Consider the following 14,519-nt stretch of genomic DNA (forward strand, 5'->3'; position numbering starts at 1 on the left):
AGGACGGCGGCCGAGTCATCCCGGGAACTGCCAGTCGTCCGCCGCCCACCGGCTCACTCACGCGAGCGGCAAGCGTCGAGGCGCCTTGCCCGGAAAAAACGTTATGGAAATACGGAGTGCCGTCGACTCAAGGGCAGTCAACTGCTGCCATGCAGACTTATCGTCAGGAAAGAGAGAAAAGCGATGAGAATGGATTCACGGTCACGCATTGCACTTCCACCTTGCGTTGGGTTTCCGAAGTGTTTCGCTGTGTGTGTGTTTTTATATGTTTCGTGGGTATTTAAAATAAGATACAAATTTCCCCTCACAACTATGAGAATTGGTAGTTGGCGAAAGGGCGGTATGAGGGGCGTCGAAGCGCGCCGGCTGATGGCTTTTTGCCGAGGCAGGCGGCCGCGGCTACGCCTGCCGGGGGTAGCACGGACAGGTGGTGTCGGGGGGGCCTGGCCGCTGCGGCGAGGCGCGGAGGTCCGGCTGGCGCGGCGATCATCACAGAAGATTCTGCGGCGTCATTCATCGCTTGAATGGTTGCTGCCGCAAGCGCGCCCGGCGCCGTCGATGCTGGTCGGCGGTGTCGGGCGCTCGCTGGCGTTGCGTTGGCCAGCCGTCCCGGCCGGGTGCGTAGGCACCGGCCGGAGGTTTTCAGGAGGCGGGCAGCGGCGCGCCCTTGGGCCATAGCAGCCAGAGCCGTCCCGGCTGCTTCATGTGTCCGGCGAGTTCGCCGGCGGCGTCGCCGGTGCCCCAGAACAGATCGGCGCGGACCTCGCCGACGATGGCCCCGCCGGTATCCTGGGCCGCCACCGGACGGACCACCGCGCTGCCGTCGTCAGGGCGGGTGGTGGACAGCCACATCAGGCTGCCCAGCGGAATCACCTTGCGGTCGATGGCTACGCTGTAGCCGTCGGTCAGCGGTACGTTCAGCGAGCCGCGCGGACCTTCGTCGCTGTCCGGGCGCAGGCTGAAGAACACGAAGCTGGGATTGCTCGCCAGCAGTTCGGAGACCCGCTGCGGATTGGCCTCGGCCCAGTCGCGGATGCGCTTCATGCTGATCTCTTCCTTCGGCACCAGGCCCTGCTCGACCAGCCAGCGGCCGACCGGCTTGTACGGGTGGCCATTCTGGTCGCCGTAGCCGATGCGCAGTTGCCGGCCGTCTTCCAGCTGGATGCGCCCGGAACCCTGGATCTGCAGGAACTGCAGGTCCATCGGGTCGCCCAGCCAGGCGAGCACCGGCGCGCTGGAGCCGTTGTCGCGGATCGTCGCGGCGTCGTCGTAGGGTTTCAGCACCCGGCCTTCCAGGCGTCCGCGCAGGCGCTTGCCCTTGAGTTCCGGGTAGACGCTTTCCAGCGCGACCACCACCAGGTCGTCCGGTACGCCGTAGACCGGCACCGGGGTTTTTTCGCCCTGGCTCAGGCTGCCGTGGTAGACCGGTTCGTAGTAGCCGGTGATCAGGCCCTGGTCGCCGTTGCTGGAGGAACGCAGGCTATAGACCTGCATCCGCTCCTGGAGGAACGCGCGCACCGCCGTCGGATCGGCGGCGACCGTCGTGGCGCTCGCACAGGGCTCGCCCCATACCGGGTCCTTGGCCAGCCGCGCGCAGGCCGAGCGCCAGGCATTGAAGCCGGCGAGCAGGTCGGCGTCGCTGGTGGCCGGCAGGGCGTCCCAGGGCACGCTGTTGTAGGTGGTGACTTCGGCGGGTTTGGGCGGGGGCTCTTTCTTGCCGTCGTCGCATGCGGTCAGCAGGGCGGCGAAAGGGAGCGCGCAGAGCAGCAGGCGGCGCCAGGGATGGAACGGAAACTTCACGCCAAGGACTTCCTGGTGGTGGATCGAAGCCCGCTAGCTTGGGCAAAGCGCGACGGTGCGTCAAACCGCGGCGACGACCGAAGCGTATCGCCGCGTTCCGCCTGCCTGACGATTCGCGCCGGCGCCAGGTCCAGCACCGCCAGGCGGCTGCCCGGCGCCTGGCGGCGAAGACTGGCGAGGATCGGCAGGAGGATCGCCGACTCGGCGTAGTCGGTGGCGGCGACGCGCCAGGTATGCCGCGACTGCGTCGGATCGAACGGCGCGGCCGGCGCCTCGATGACCTGCAGCGCTGCGCGCCGATCCCGTTCCGCCGGCAGAACGGCGGCGACCACCTGATCCCGGCGCTGACCTGCGCGACGAGCTCACCCCGCAGCGGGTCGGTTTCGCCATGCACCTGGAGTGAGCGTTATCCGCGCCGTCCAGGGGCTGTGCGCGATGCTCCGCCAATGGTTTCTTCCAGCCATTGGCAGAATGCCCGGGTCAGGCTGTTGCGTTCGCTGTCGCGGTGCACCAGCCAGGCCCATTCGGGCCCGCGGACATTCTGTTCGCAGAGCGCGACCAACTGTCCGGCGGCTCGCGCGGGTGCGGCCAGCAACTGGCTGACCAGCGCGATGCCGAGGCCCTGGGTGGCGGCCTCCAGCAGCAGTCCGGGGTCGGAGAAGTTCAGGCCGGCACTGCGTTGGCCAACGTCCGCGCCGCCCTGTACCTGCCAGTGGCTCCAGTCCATTTCGCGCTCGCCGTGCAGGGTGCCGCGCCGTTCCGCCGGCAGCGCCAGCAGGTCGGGATGGCAGGCGGGGTAGAGGCGGTCTTCGAGGAGCGAGCGAAAGCTGCATTCGGCCTGGGCGCAAAGGTCGTCGCGGATGGCTACGTCGATGGTCTGGCTGGCCATCTCGGGTACCTCGTCGGTGGTCAATAGCCAGAGGTCCACCTGTGGGTGACGGCGATGGAAATCGCCCAGGTGCGGCACCAGCCAGTGGCGGGCGAAGGCCGGGGTGGTATTGACCACCAGTTGGTTGGGCTTGCGGTACTGGTCGAGGCGACGGACCCCCGCGGCCAGTTGCTGGAGCAGGGACTGGGTGGTGCTGAGCAGATCGAAGCCAGCGTCGGTCAGGCTCACCTTGCGTCCGTTGCGAAAGAACAGCGGTTGCTCGAGATAGCCTTCCAGGCTGCGGATCTGCTGGCTGATCGCCGACTGGGTGAGGTGCAGCTCCTCGGCGGCCTTGTGGAAGCTGCCGAGGCGGGCGGCGGCTTCGAAGCCACGAAGGGCATTCAGTGGGGGCCAGTGTTTGAGCATTGCTGATAAGCCGGGCTAATTAGGTTTGCGCAGAATTTATCGTTTGTTGAGCCTGATGCCTAGCCATAGCATCTCTTCAGGCAATCCACGCCTATTCCGCCAGATAAAAAATACTTACTGGAAGCCGACCCATGAATACGCTCGACACAGGCTGGCGCATGCCCGCCGAATGGACTCCCCATGCCGCCACCTGGATGGCTTTTCCGCACAATCGGATGCTCTGGGAGTCCGAATGGGGCGTGAGCCTGGCGGACGTACAACAGGACTTCGCCGCAGTGGCCAACGCCATCGCGCGTTTCGAACCGGTGAAACTGGTGGTCGACCCCGCCGCGCTGGACAGGGCCGGGGAGCTGTGCGCGGGCAATGTCGAACTCATCGAGCTGGCCATCGATGACAGTTGGTGCCGCGATTCCGGACCGAGTTTCGTCTGCCATCCGCAACTCGGGTTGGCCGGTGTCAGCTGGCGTTTCAACGCCTGGGGTGGAAAGTCCGCCTACGCGCAGGACGCCAGCCTGGCGCGGCGGATTCTCGATGGCCTCGGCCTGGAGTGTTTCGGCGTGCCGCTGGCCAACGAGGGCGGGGCCATCCACGTGGACGGCGAGGGCACGCTGATCACCACCGAGTCCGTGCTGCTCAATGCCAATCGCAACCCTGGCCTGAGCAAGGCCGAGATCGAGGCATTGTTCGCCCGCCTGCTCGGCGTGACCAGGACCATCTGGTTGCCCGGCGATCCCGACCGGGTCACAGGCGACATGACCGATGGCCATGTCGACGGCGTCTGTGCCTTCGCCCGGCCCGGCGCGTTGTTGCTGGACGCCACCCGCGACACCACCTCCGCCTACGCCGAGGTGGTGCGGGAGAACCGTCGCGCCCTGGAGCTGGCGCTCGACGCCCGCGGTCGGCGTTTCGAGCTGATCGAACTGTTCGATGCCGGCGAAGTGGCTCCGGAGGAGGGGGTGTTCTGTGCCTCCTACACCAATTTCTATATCGCCAATGGCGCGATCATCATGCCGGCCTACGGTGTCGCCGCCGACGACGCGGCCGCCGCGACCCTGGCCCGGGCCTTCCCCGCTCGCGAGGTGGTGCCGGTGCGCATCGACCACCTGGCCCACGGCGGCGGCGGCGTGCATTGCATCACCCAGCAGCAGCCGGCCTGGCCGGCGCGGAGGTGAGCGATGCGCCACCTGACCCTGGCCACTACCCAGTTCGCCTGTAGCTGGAGTCTCGACGACAATCTCGACCGCGCCGAGCGCCTGGTCCGCGAAGCGGCTGCCCGGGGCGCGCAACTGGTCCTGTTGCAGGAGCTGTTCGCCACCCCGTACTTCTGCATCGAGCAGGACCATCGCCATCTGCGCCTCGCCGAAACCTTCCGTGGCAGCCGGGTGCTGGCGCGCTTTTCCAGCCTGGCGCGGGAGCTTGGCGTAGTCCTGCCGCTCAGCTGGTACGAGCGCGCCGGCAACGCGCGCTTCAACTCGCTGGCGGTGGCCGACGCCGATGGCCGGTTGCTCGGCGTCTACCGCAAGGCCCACGTCCCCAACGCCATCGGCTACCAGGAAAAGGAATATTTCAGTCCGGGGGATAGCGGCTTTCGCGTCTGGGACACCGCGGTCGGCCGTATCGGCGTCGGCATCTGCTGGGACCAGTGGTTTCCCGAGACCGCGCGCTGCCTGGCGCTACTGGGCGCCGAGGTGCTGCTGTTTCCTACCGCCATCGGCTCCGAGCCTGGCGCCGCACAGCTGGATTCCCGCGATCACTGGCAGATCGCCCAGCGCGGCCAGGCCGCCGCCAATCTGGTACCGCTGGTGGCTGCCAACCGGATCGGCCGCGAGGTCGCTTGCGGCGACCCGGCGCTGGCCATGCGGTTCTACGGTTCGTCCTTCATCACCGACCACAAGGGTGCCTTGCTCGCCGCGGCCGGCCGCGACGAGGAGGCGGTGCTGGTCTGTGGCCTCGACCTCGATGCGATAGGCGAAGAACGCCTGGCCTGGGGTGTCTATCGTGACCGGCGGCCAGAGCTGTATGGCCCGCTGATGAGCCTGGACGGGCGTGACCCGGCCAGCCGACACGCCTGGGAGGTGTCCCCATGAAACGTTCCGCGCGACCGCTGCTCGCCGCGCTGCTCCTGGGCCTGGGCGTGGCCCAGGCGGAAGAGAAAGTGCTGCGCCTGTATAACTGGGCCGACTACTTCGCGCCCGATACCCTCGCCGCGTTCACCCGGGAAACCGGCATCCGCGTGGTCTATGACGTGATGGACAGCAGCGAGACCCTCGAGGCCAAGTTGATGTCGGGGAACAGCGGCTACGACCTTATCTTTCCCGGCGATACCGTGGCCGAGCGGCTGATGCGCGCCGGCGCCCTGCAGAAGCTCGACCCCCGGCGCCTGGAGCATCTCGACGAGATCGAGCCGGGCCTGCGCGAACTGCAAGCCCGCTACGCGCGTTCGCGCGACGCCGCGGTGCCCTACACCTGGGGCACCATCGGCCTGACCTTCAACCGCGAGCAGATCGAACGGCGCCTGGCCGACGCTCCGCTGGACAGCCTCGACCTGCTGTTCAAGCCGGAATTGGCGGCGAGATTCGCCGACTGCGGGATTTCCCTGATCGACTCGCCGGACGAAGTGCTGGCGCTGGCCCTGCATTACCTGGGGCGCGATCCGCGCAGCGGCAAGCCGCAGGACCTGGCCGCCGCGCTGGCCTTGCTGCAGCGCATCAAGCCCTACATTCGCAAGTTCCAGTCGCAGCCGGTGGCGCAACTGGTGAACGAGGAGATCTGCCTGTCGCTGGGCTACAGCGGCGATGCGATCCAGGCCCAGCGCGCCGCCGACGAAGCCGGCAAGGCACTGCGCTTCGTCTACCGGGTGCCGCGCGAAGGCACGTCTCTGTGGATGGACAGCATGGCGATTCCGGTCGACGCGCAGCACCCGGAATATGCCTATGCGTTGATCAACTTCATCATGCGCCCGCAGAACATGGCCGCGATCAGCAGCGCTACCGGCTACCCGACCTCCAGCGCCGGGGCGCGGGCCCTGGTATCCGCCGACATGCGCGACAACCCGGACATCTATCCGGACGCGGCGACCTACGCCCGGCTGTTTCCCGGCCAGGACATCCCGCAGCGCGACATGCGGGCGCGGATGCGCGCCTGGACTACCTTCAAGACCACCCGTTCCGATCCCGTTCCCGAGGACCCGAAATGATGACCCGCAGACATTTCCTCCAGCGACTCGGCGCCAGCGCCGGCCTCGGTGCCGCCCTCACGCTCGGCCTGGAGTTCGGCTCGCCGCGTGGACAGGCGGCGGCCGATCACTGGCACATGCCCGACGAGCACCTGCCGCAGGAACGGGTGTTCCTTGCCTATGCCGCGTCCCCGTCGATCTGGAAGGACCTGGCCGAGGACGTGAATCGCAGCGTCGCCCTGCTGGCCAGGACCATCGCCCGCTACCAGCCGGTCACGCTGCTCTGCCGGCCCGCGCAGGAGGCCGCGGCGCGCCGCGCATGCGGCGGCGCCAACATCGACTACCTGGCGTTGCCGCTGGACGATATCTGGGTCCGCGACTACGGCGGCTGCTTCGTGCTGAACGGGGAGGGCGAAGCGGGCCTGGTGGATTTCAACTTCAACGGCTGGGGCGGCAAGCAGCAGGCCGGCAACGATAGCCGCGTCGCCGGCGTGCTAAGCGAGCGACTGGAGGTCCGCTACATCGCCAGCCAACTGACCGGCGAGGGCGGCGGCATCGAAGTGGACGGGCGTGGCACGGCGATCCTCACCGAAAGTTGCTGGCTCAACGACAATCGCAACCCCGGCATGGACAAGGGCCAGGTCGAGGCCGAATTGAAAGCCCTGCTCGGCCTGCGCAAGATCGTCTGGCTGCCGGGTATCCGCGGCAGGGACATCACCGATGCGCATGTCGACTTCTATGCGCGCTTCGTCAGGCCGGGCGTGGTCATCGCCAATCTCGACAACGACCCGGACTCCTACGACTACGCCGTGACCCGCGAACACCTGGAGATCCTGCGCACAGCCACCGACGCCGACGGTCGCGCGCTGCAGGTGCATACCCTGTCGCCGCCCCTGAAGCCGCGCCGCGACTACTCGCGAAACAACCCGGACTTCGCCGCCGGCTACATCAACTACCTGCCGATCAACGGCGCGGTGATTGCCCCGCAGTTCGGCGACGCCAGCGCCGATCGCCACTGCGGGGAATTGCTGGGCCGCCTGTATCCGGGGCGGGACATCGTCCAGCTGAACATCGATCCCATCGCCGCCGGAGGCGGCGGCATCCATTGCGTGACCAAGCACATGCCACGTGCCTGAGTCGCCTGCGGCGGGCTCAGGCCGGCATCGGCCGCCGGGCACTGGCGAACAGCTCGGCGCCGATTCGCCGAGCCTGCTCCAGGTGCGCGGCTGGATCGGCGCTCTCCGATTCCAGCAACAGTTCGGAACGGACCACCCGTGCGCCGCAGTAATCGAAGATGCCATGGTCGATCTGGGTGCGCATCGCCCCGGCGTAGCCGTGCCGCTCGAAGGTGTCGGCATCGGCGCCGCCGACACCGACCAGCACCACGCGCAGGCGCTGCAGCTTTTTCCGCAGGTCGCCGCCGATGCTGTAGTCGAAGGCCCAGCCATTGGAGAACACGCGATCGATCCAGCCCTTGAGCAGGGCCGGCATCGACCACCAGTAGATCGGGTAGACCAGCACCAGGGTATCGGCGCGATCGATGCGCGCCTGCTCGGCGAGGACGTCGGCGGGAGGCGACGCCTGGCCGCGATGCACGGCGTGGTCGGCCAGGCCGAAGCGCGGCTCGAAGCCTTCCGCCGCCAGATCGGCGGTTTCCGCGGAATGGCCGGCGCGGACTACGCCTTCGGCGATGTGGGCGGCGAGGGCGTGGGTGAGAGAGCGAGGATGGTGATGGGCGACGACGATCAGGGCATGCATGGGCGAATTCCTCCGGGAATTGCGGGAAGGGGGGGCAAGTCGATAGTCTGGGTAAAACCTACCTTTTGTAGGTTACCTTTAGTAAGTTACTTTTAGTAGGTTATCTATGTCAATGCACTCCCCAGACGACCCGTCGCCACGCCGCCGCCTGTCCCGCGACGAGCGCCAGCGCCAGTTGCTCGAGGTGGCCTGGCGGCTGGTCCGCGAAGAAGGCACCGAGGCGCTGACCCTCGGTCGCCTGGCCGAGCAGGCCGGGGTGACCAAGCCGGTGGTCTATGACCACTTCGGCACCCGCGCCGGCCTGCTGGCGGCGCTCTACCAGGATTACGACCTGCGCCAGACGGCGCTGATGGAGGCTGCCCTGGAAGCGAGCGAGGCGACCCTGGAGGGGCGCGCTGACGTCATCGCCCGCGCCTATGTCGACTGCGTGATGCAACAAGGCCGGGAGATTCCCGGGGTGGTCGCGGCCCTCGCCAGCTCGCCGGAGCTGGAGCGGATCAAGCGCGACTACGAGGTTCTCTTCATGGACAAGTGCCGCGCCGTGCTGGAGCCCTTCGCCGGCGGCGGACGGCTGACCGTCGCCGCTCTGCGCGCAATGATCGGCGCCGCCGAAGCGCTGTCGCACGCGGCCGCCACCGAAGAGATCGCCCCGGAAGAGGCGCGGCGGGAACTGTACGAGGCGATCGTGGCGATGGTCGCGCGGAGTCGTCGGTGAAGGAACCGCGTGCCCTGGAGGAATATCGCCGGGCGATAGTGGCGGCCTGTCCGGAGCTGGTGGACGCCACTTTCGCCATCCTGGCCTCGGGCTGGCATTCCACGGCGGTGGAGGTCGGAGGGCGCTGGGTGTTCAAGTTTCCGCGCGGCGCGGAGGCCGAGGCGGCGCTGCTGCGCGAGGCCGCCGTGCTACGCCTGGTGCGTCCGGCGGTGAGCCTGGCGGTGCCGGCGCCGCAGGTGTTTGCGGGACCGCCGCTGTTTTCCCGCCACGAGAAACTGCCTGGCGGTTACCTCCTGGGCGAGGACTATCGGCGCCTGGACGAACCCGCACGGCAGGCGGTCGGCGATGCGCTGGGGCGCTTCTACGCCGAGCTGCATCGACTGCCACCGGCGCGCATGCGGGCGGTTGGAGCCTTGCCGGTGCGTCCCTGGGAGTCGCCCGCGGCGATGCGCAGGCGCGCCTTGCCGCTGCTGCCTGCGGCCTGGCGCGAACGCGCGGAACGCTTGGTGCGGGAATATGCCAAGCTGCCTGCCGATCCGCTGGGTTCGATCTTCGGCTTCTTCGACGGCCATGGCTGGAACATGGCATTCGATAGCGAGGCCGGGCGGTTGAACGGTGTGTACGACTTCGCCGACGCGGGCATCGGTCCGCTGCACCAGGAATTCATCTATTCCGCGTTCATCGATGCCGACCTCACCGAGCGCATCGTCGCCGCCTACGAGCGCTTCAGCGGTCGGCGCCTGGAGCGTCGGCGGATCGCCTTGCTGACGGCGGCGCATCGGCTGTCGGAGTTGGCCGAGCTGGCCGACGAGCCGCGCCATCTGCCGGACATGCTCGCCGGCGCCCTCGACGGCCTGGCCCTGGCGGAGGCGCAGGGCCTGGCCTGATGAGGGGACGTGCGGTCGTGCTGGGCAGGACGGATATGCCCGCGTGCGGACATTCGCCGCGAAGTACCGCTACCGCTCAGAGATAGGCTTGCGCACGGCGCCGCGAGCGCGGCATGCGGTTCTTCCCGGACAATTCGTTGAGACGCGCCTGCCAGGCCTTGCGGGCGGCATCGCGGTCCTGGCGCTGCGCGGCGGCGGGCCTGGCCTCGGCTTTCGGCCGCGGCGCGGCCTTGTCGGTCACTGGCGCAGCGGCGGTGGGGGTGACAGGGGCACTGGCCGGAGCGGCGTTTTCCTGGGCCTGGGCGAAGGCGTTGGTGCGCCGGCAGGTCTTGCAACTGACCTGGCCGACGTCGCTCGAGCCGTTCACGTTGCTGTCGCCGCGCCCGCAGGCTGCCTGGCCGGATTCGCTCAAGAAGTGCGTAACCATCTGATCCTCCTGGAGAAAAAAGGGCGGCATTATTCCCAGAAGTGCCTTCGAGTGCCAGTCTCGGGGGAGAACAGCTGACGAACTGCAAGGCCGTTCCGTCGACCTCCGTTCAGTCGGCTGGCCGCCGCATGCTGTCGCGCACGTAGCGGGCCGGGGGGCTGCCGAGCGCCTTGCGGAACATGCCGATGAACGAGCTGACCGACTCGTAGCCGAGGATCTCGGCGGTGCGTTGCACCGAAACGCCGGCGGACAGTTGCTGCAGGGCGATGATGATCTGCAATTGCTGGCGCCACTGGCCGAAGGTCATGCCGGTCTCCCGGCGCACCATCCGCGCCAGGGACCGCTCGCTCATCGCCACTCGCCTGGCCCATTCGGCCATGCTGGCGCGGTCGCCGGGGGCGCGGGTCAGTTCGTCGGCGATGCGGCGCAGGCCGCGGTTGTCCGGCAGCGGCAGGTAGAGCTGTTCGGTCGGCGCCTGTTCCAGGAGTTCCAGCAGCACCCCGGCGAGACGTGCGAGCGGGCCGTCGTGCGGATAGTCCTGCGGTTGCGCGCTCAGGTGCAGGATCAGTTCGAGGACCAGCGGCGACAGGGCCAGGGTGCAGCAGTCGCTCGGCAGGCGTGCCGCCCCCGGCTCGACGAAGAGGAAGCAGACCTTGCCGTTGGCGGTGACCCGGTTGCTATGGGCGATGCCGCCGGGAATCCACACACCGAACCCGGCCGGCACCATCCACAGGCCATCGGGCACCGTGCAGGTGATGCCGCCGCGGCAGGCCACCACCAGCTGGCCCTTGCGATGCCGGTGCACCGGCACTTCGGTGTCGTTGTGCCGGGCCTCCAGCTGCAGGGCCAGGGCCGGCTGGCCGAGCGCGTCGGGATCGAAGCGTTGGGCGAGGTAGGTCTGCGGTTCACGGCTCACGGCAGGTCCTTTGGTTGTCCGAATTCGATTATTTTCTGGCTGAGTAGTCGATATTTGCAAATCGCCACGACCCGTAGCCTGTGCTCCTCAACCCGACAGGAGCGGCCGACCGCTCCGCGCCCTCGATACCCTGGTGCCCTGCATGCTGAGCGAAGTCTCCGTTTCCGGCCTCTACGTGCCGCCATTGTTCCTCTACCTGTGCCTGGCGATGCCGCTCTACCTGCTGCTGGAGCGCCTCGCCTGGCGCTGGCTGGAATGCGCCTGGCATCCCGGCCTGCTGCGTTTCTTCCTGTCGTTCATCGTGCTGTCCGTGCTGGTGCTGAAGTTCTGAGCCGAGGTCCCCATGTCCATCGTTCGTCTTTCCAAGGTGGCTGCGACCTTCGCCTGCGGCCTGCTCGCCCTGTGCCTGGCGTTGCAGTTGTGGCAAGCCTACGTGCTGGCGCCCTGGACCCGCGACGGGCGGGTCAGCGCGCAGGTGATTCGCATCGCGCCGGAAGTTTCCGGCAGCGTCGAGGCGGTGTTCGTCGCAGATAACCAGCGGGTGGCCCGCGGCGATCCGCTGTACCGCATCGATCCGCGCAGCTATCGCCTGGCCGTGCGCCAGCGCGAGGCGGAGCTGGAGCAGGCGCGGGAAACACTGCGCCAACGTGACGAGCAATGGCGCCGACGCATGCAGTTGGCCGGCGCGGTTTCGCGCGAGGAGGTCGCCAACGCCGGTCGCGCCCTGCGTATCGCCCGCGCCCGCGCCGAGGCCGCCGGGGCGGCGCTCGACCAGGCTCGGCTGGACCTGCGGCGCAGCGAGTTGCGCTCACCGGTGGACGGCTATGTGACGCAGTTGCGCGTGCAGCCCGGCGATTACGCGGCGGCGGGCCGGACCAACATCTTCATCGTCGATCGGCGAAGCTTCTGGGTCACCGGCTATTTCGAGGAAACCAAGCTGCGCAATGTACAGGTCGGCGCGCCGGCGACGATCAAGCTGATGGGGTTCGATCCGCTGCTCGACGGCCATGTCGCGAGCATCGGTCGCGGTGTCGCCGACCTCAACGAAAGCCGTGCCGACAGCGGCCTGCCGCAGGTCAGCCCGAACTTCAGCTGGATACGCCTGGCGCAGCGCGTGCCGGTGCGCATCGAACTCGACCGGGTACCGGCGGGCGTGGTGCTTGCCGCCGGCATGACCGGCAGTGTCGAGGTGCTGCAGGCGGGGACCGCGCGGCACTGGCGGCTGACCCGCTGGTTGCAGGAGTACCTTTGATGGCGGCGTCGGCGTCCGGCGGGCGCGATTGGTACGCGGCGTTGCCGTTGCCCTGGCGGACCGACAGCCTGGGCTACGTGCTGCGCAGCATCGGCGCTGCCGCTCTGGCGCTCGGCCTGGGACTCTACCTGCAACTGGATTCGCCGTTTTCCGCGGCGTCCACTGTGCTGTTGCTGATCAATCCGGTGCAGGGGGCGGTGGTCGGCAAGGGCTGGTGGCGCGCCGTGGGTACCCTGGTCGGCACGCTCGCTGCCTTCGTCCTGACCGCGCTGTTCGCCCAGAAGATGCTGCTGTTCGTCGTCGCCCTGGGTTTCTGGCTGGGTCTCTGCGTCGGCGTCATGAGCCTGGTCCGGCACTTCTACGCCACCGCCGCGGTGGTCGCCGGCTACACCGTGTGCCTGGCGCTGGGACCGGCCATGGTCGAGCCCGAGGCGGCCTTCGAGCACATCGTCACCCGCGCCTCGGCGGTAATCGTCGGGGTCTGCTGCCTGAGCCTGGTGACCGTGCTCTTCAGCCGCAGGACCGTGTCCGGGCGGGTGCGCCAGCGTCTCGTCTCGCTCTGCGCGGCGACGCTGGCGCTGGTCGCTGCGCGGCATGCCGGTGCGGCTGACGGGGAACTGGAGCGCCGTCGCCGGACGCTGGCCGGCGAGGTCTACGCGGTAGACGACCTGCTGGGCGTCGGTCGCGCCGAGTCGCGGGCGCTGAGCGCTGCGCTCCCGGCGATCCGCGGTGGCCTGGCGGCGCTGTTTTCCACGCTGATGGAGTTCCGCTTCGCCGGCGAGACGCATTGGGCCCGGCGCTTGGCGGAGCGTGGACTGGCGCTGCCGATGGCCGACGACCTGTGCCTGCTGGGCGGCCAACTGGAGCGCGGCGAGCTCGACTTCGCCGGCGCCGCGCGACGGCTCGCGAGCTTGCGCGGTCGCCTGGCGGCGATTCGGCGCGGACTTCCGACAGACCAAGCGGATGCCTGTCGCGAAGGGCTGTTCATGGAGCGTCTCGACGAGCAACTGGATGACCTGCAGGCCGCCCTGCGGGGGTTCGCCCGGCTCGACGGCCGGGCCCCCGCCGACGTCCGCCCAGCGGCCTTCCATCGACATTACCGCGAGGCCTTGCGCAACGGCGCGCGAGCCTGGCTGGCGATGCTGGTCGGCGGCGCCCTGTGGTTCCTCAGCGGGTGGGACCAGGGGCCGACCCTGCTGGCGGTGCTCGGCCCCTACTGCACGCTGCTGGCAGCCTCGCCCTTTCCCGCCGAGGGCACGCGCAATTTCATTCGCGGCACGCTCTACGCGATACCTGCCGCATTGCTCTGCAAATTCCTTCTGCTACCGCTGATCAACGGTTTTCCATTGCTGCTGCTGTGCCTCGCCTTCTTCTGGTCGTTCGGTATCCAGGCCACCACAGTGCCCAGGCGGGCGTTGCAGGGAATCGCCTACCTGATCGCCTTCAACACCCTGGTCGCCACCGGCAATCTCGCCCGCTTCGATTTCGGCGACTTCGCCAACCAGTCCTGCGCCTGGGTGCTGGCGCTCTGCATCAGCCTGCTGGTCTACCGCCTGCTGCCGAAGGACCTGGAACGGCATTCGGCGTCGCTGCTCGACCATCTGCGCCGCGAGACCCTCGCCTTGCTGCGTCGTCGCGCCGGTTTCGACGCGCATGCCTGGCAGGCCCGCCAGCAGCATCGCATCGCCCAGCTGGGCGCGCTGCATGGCATGGAACATCCGCGCAGCGCGCTGGCCCTGCGCCTGGGCTTCGTATCCCTGCAACTCGGCCGCGAGTCGCGGCGCCTGTGGCGCGCCCTGGCCGGGCTCGACCCGGCCGCCGCGGAGGCGCGGTGGATCGAGCGCGCACTGCGAGCCATCGCCGTCCGCCATCGCGATCCGCCGCTCGCCGCGCGGCACGCACGCCGTGCCGGCGCCCGCCTGGCGGCCGCCGGCGAGTGGCGCCTGGCCGCGATCCTCACCGACCTCGCCTGGTTGCTCCGGGCCTATTCGCAAAGCGTCTCGTCCGACGGGGCGCAGCATGGAGAAAAGACCTCATGAAAACCTCGTTCTTGCTGGCCTTGCTGCTGTCCTGCTGGTCCCAGGTCCAGGCGGCGGACGACGACGGGAAAGAGTTGCCGCCGATCGAGCGCTACGACTACGGCATGCCGCTGGACATCGAGCGGGTGCTTTCCGTCACGCCGGTGCCGGCCACCTGTGGCGTGGTGCCGCTGGTGATGCTCTACCGCGACAGCGCCGGACGCCTACATCGCTTGCAGTACCGAGGCCTTGGCGCGGGCTGTTCGCGCCACTGAGA

Annotated in this window: 15 protein-coding genes and 2 pseudogenes; 11 read left to right on the plus strand and 6 right to left on the minus strand. The window is 68.4% G+C overall.

Annotated elements, in window-relative coordinates:
- Positions 1-642: 642 nt before the first annotated feature.
- Together HMPREF2924_RS22800 and HMPREF2924_RS36105 are read right to left on the minus strand one after the other, a co-directional pair.
- Positions 643-1,800 (minus strand): murein transglycosylase A, encoded by a 1,158-nt coding sequence (locus HMPREF2924_RS22800; RefSeq protein WP_003082509.1) that lies wholly within the window; start codon positions 1,798-1,800, stop codon positions 643-645.
- A gap of 86 nt (positions 1,801-1,886) precedes the next feature.
- Positions 1,887-2,072, minus strand: a pseudogene (locus HMPREF2924_RS36105) (LysR family transcriptional regulator); the annotation flags it as partial.
- Between HMPREF2924_RS36105 and HMPREF2924_RS36565 the strand changes: the two are divergent.
- Positions 2,055-2,203: pseudogene (locus tag HMPREF2924_RS36565) on the plus strand (hypothetical protein); the annotation flags it as partial. The pseudogenes HMPREF2924_RS36105 and HMPREF2924_RS36565 overlap by 18 nt on opposite strands.
- A gap of 3 nt (positions 2,204-2,206) precedes the next feature.
- Here the strand turns inward: HMPREF2924_RS36565 and HMPREF2924_RS22810 are convergent.
- The gene (locus HMPREF2924_RS22810; RefSeq protein ID WP_003133659.1) at positions 2,207-3,094 is read right to left on the minus strand and encodes a LysR substrate-binding domain-containing protein; all 888 of its coding nucleotides are present in this window, start codon (positions 3,092-3,094) and stop codon (positions 2,207-2,209) included.
- A gap of 131 nt (positions 3,095-3,225) precedes the next feature.
- On the opposite strand from HMPREF2924_RS22810, the gene HMPREF2924_RS22815 reads away from it, so the two are divergent.
- The 4 genes from HMPREF2924_RS22815 to HMPREF2924_RS22830 are packed head-to-tail and all read left to right on the plus strand — an operon-like array spanning position 3,226 to position 7,405.
- Entirely contained in the window at positions 3,226-4,266 is a 1,041-nt protein-coding gene (locus tag HMPREF2924_RS22815; RefSeq protein ID WP_003086692.1) for an agmatine deiminase family protein, read from the plus strand.
- Positions 4,267-4,269: 3 nt separating this feature from the next.
- Positions 4,270-5,181 carry an N-carbamoylputrescine amidase gene (gene aguB / locus HMPREF2924_RS22820; RefSeq protein ID WP_003133657.1) on the plus strand — a complete coding sequence of 304 codons (912 nt, stop codon included), beginning with the start codon at positions 4,270-4,272 and terminating at the stop codon, positions 5,179-5,181.
- A complete protein-coding gene (locus tag HMPREF2924_RS22825) occupies positions 5,178-6,290 on the plus strand; it encodes an extracellular solute-binding protein (RefSeq protein WP_003109236.1) in 1,113 nt (370 codons plus the stop codon). Before aguB ends, HMPREF2924_RS22825 begins: the two co-directional genes overlap by 4 nt.
- Complete coding sequence (locus tag HMPREF2924_RS22830) at positions 6,287-7,405, plus strand: agmatine deiminase family protein (RefSeq protein WP_023094820.1); 1,119 nt, start codon at positions 6,287-6,289, stop codon at positions 7,403-7,405. The genes HMPREF2924_RS22825 and HMPREF2924_RS22830 overlap by 4 nt, the downstream gene beginning before the upstream one ends.
- A gap of 16 nt (positions 7,406-7,421) precedes the next feature.
- Here the strand turns inward: HMPREF2924_RS22830 and HMPREF2924_RS22835 are convergent, their stop codons facing one another.
- The gene (locus tag HMPREF2924_RS22835) at positions 7,422-8,027 is read right to left on the minus strand and encodes an NAD(P)H-dependent oxidoreductase (RefSeq protein WP_003133653.1); all 606 of its coding nucleotides are present in this window, start codon (positions 8,025-8,027) and stop codon (positions 7,422-7,424) included.
- Between the two features lie 106 nt (positions 8,028-8,133).
- Between HMPREF2924_RS22835 and HMPREF2924_RS22840 the strand changes: the two genes are divergently transcribed.
- Together HMPREF2924_RS22840 and HMPREF2924_RS22845 are read left to right on the plus strand one after the other, a co-directional pair.
- A complete protein-coding gene (locus HMPREF2924_RS22840; RefSeq protein ID WP_003133652.1) occupies positions 8,134-8,742 on the plus strand; it encodes a TetR/AcrR family transcriptional regulator in 609 nt (202 codons plus the stop codon).
- 38 nt (positions 8,743-8,780) lie between these two features.
- Complete coding sequence (locus HMPREF2924_RS22845; RefSeq protein ID WP_003133650.1) at positions 8,781-9,629, plus strand: aminoglycoside phosphotransferase family protein; 849 nt, start codon at positions 8,781-8,783, stop codon at positions 9,627-9,629.
- Between the two features lie 76 nt (positions 9,630-9,705).
- On the opposite strand, the gene HMPREF2924_RS22850 is transcribed toward HMPREF2924_RS22845, so the two are convergent.
- Both HMPREF2924_RS22850 and HMPREF2924_RS22855 read right to left on the minus strand, forming a co-directional pair.
- Positions 9,706-10,056 carry a hypothetical protein gene (locus tag HMPREF2924_RS22850; RefSeq protein WP_003086702.1) on the minus strand — a complete coding sequence of 117 codons (351 nt, stop codon included), beginning with the start codon at positions 10,054-10,056 and terminating at the stop codon, positions 9,706-9,708.
- A gap of 109 nt (positions 10,057-10,165) precedes the next feature.
- The gene (locus HMPREF2924_RS22855) at positions 10,166-10,972 is read right to left on the minus strand and encodes an AraC family transcriptional regulator (protein WP_003082516.1); all 807 of its coding nucleotides are present in this window, start codon (positions 10,970-10,972) and stop codon (positions 10,166-10,168) included.
- A gap of 133 nt (positions 10,973-11,105) precedes the next feature.
- Here HMPREF2924_RS22855 and HMPREF2924_RS22860 point away from each other — a divergent pair, with 133 nt between their 5' ends.
- From HMPREF2924_RS22860 to HMPREF2924_RS22875, 4 genes are read left to right on the plus strand one after another with little or no spacing between them, the layout of a single operon-like run.
- The gene (locus HMPREF2924_RS22860; protein WP_003082517.1) at positions 11,106-11,303 is read left to right on the plus strand and encodes a DUF1656 domain-containing protein; all 198 of its coding nucleotides are present in this window, start codon (positions 11,106-11,108) and stop codon (positions 11,301-11,303) included.
- 12 nt (positions 11,304-11,315) lie between these two features.
- Positions 11,316-12,224 carry an efflux RND transporter periplasmic adaptor subunit gene (locus HMPREF2924_RS22865; protein ID WP_003112442.1) on the plus strand — a complete coding sequence of 303 codons (909 nt, stop codon included), beginning with the start codon at positions 11,316-11,318 and terminating at the stop codon, positions 12,222-12,224.
- Complete coding sequence (locus tag HMPREF2924_RS22870; RefSeq protein WP_003133648.1) at positions 12,224-14,263, plus strand: FUSC family protein; 2,040 nt, start codon at positions 12,224-12,226, stop codon at positions 14,261-14,263. The genes HMPREF2924_RS22865 and HMPREF2924_RS22870 overlap by 1 nt, the downstream gene beginning before the upstream one ends.
- On the plus strand, positions 14,260-14,517 hold the full coding sequence (locus tag HMPREF2924_RS22875) for a DUF2790 domain-containing protein (RefSeq protein ID WP_003107483.1): 258 nt from the start codon (positions 14,260-14,262) through the stop codon (positions 14,515-14,517). The genes HMPREF2924_RS22870 and HMPREF2924_RS22875 overlap by 4 nt, the downstream gene beginning before the upstream one ends.
- The last annotated feature ends 2 nt before the right edge of the window (positions 14,518-14,519 follow it).

Origin of the sequence: Pseudomonas sp. HMSC063H08 (assembly GCF_001813645.1) — a bacterium.
In the GTDB taxonomy this organism is placed as follows: Bacteria; Pseudomonadota; Gammaproteobacteria; order Pseudomonadales; family Pseudomonadaceae; genus Pseudomonas; species Pseudomonas aeruginosa.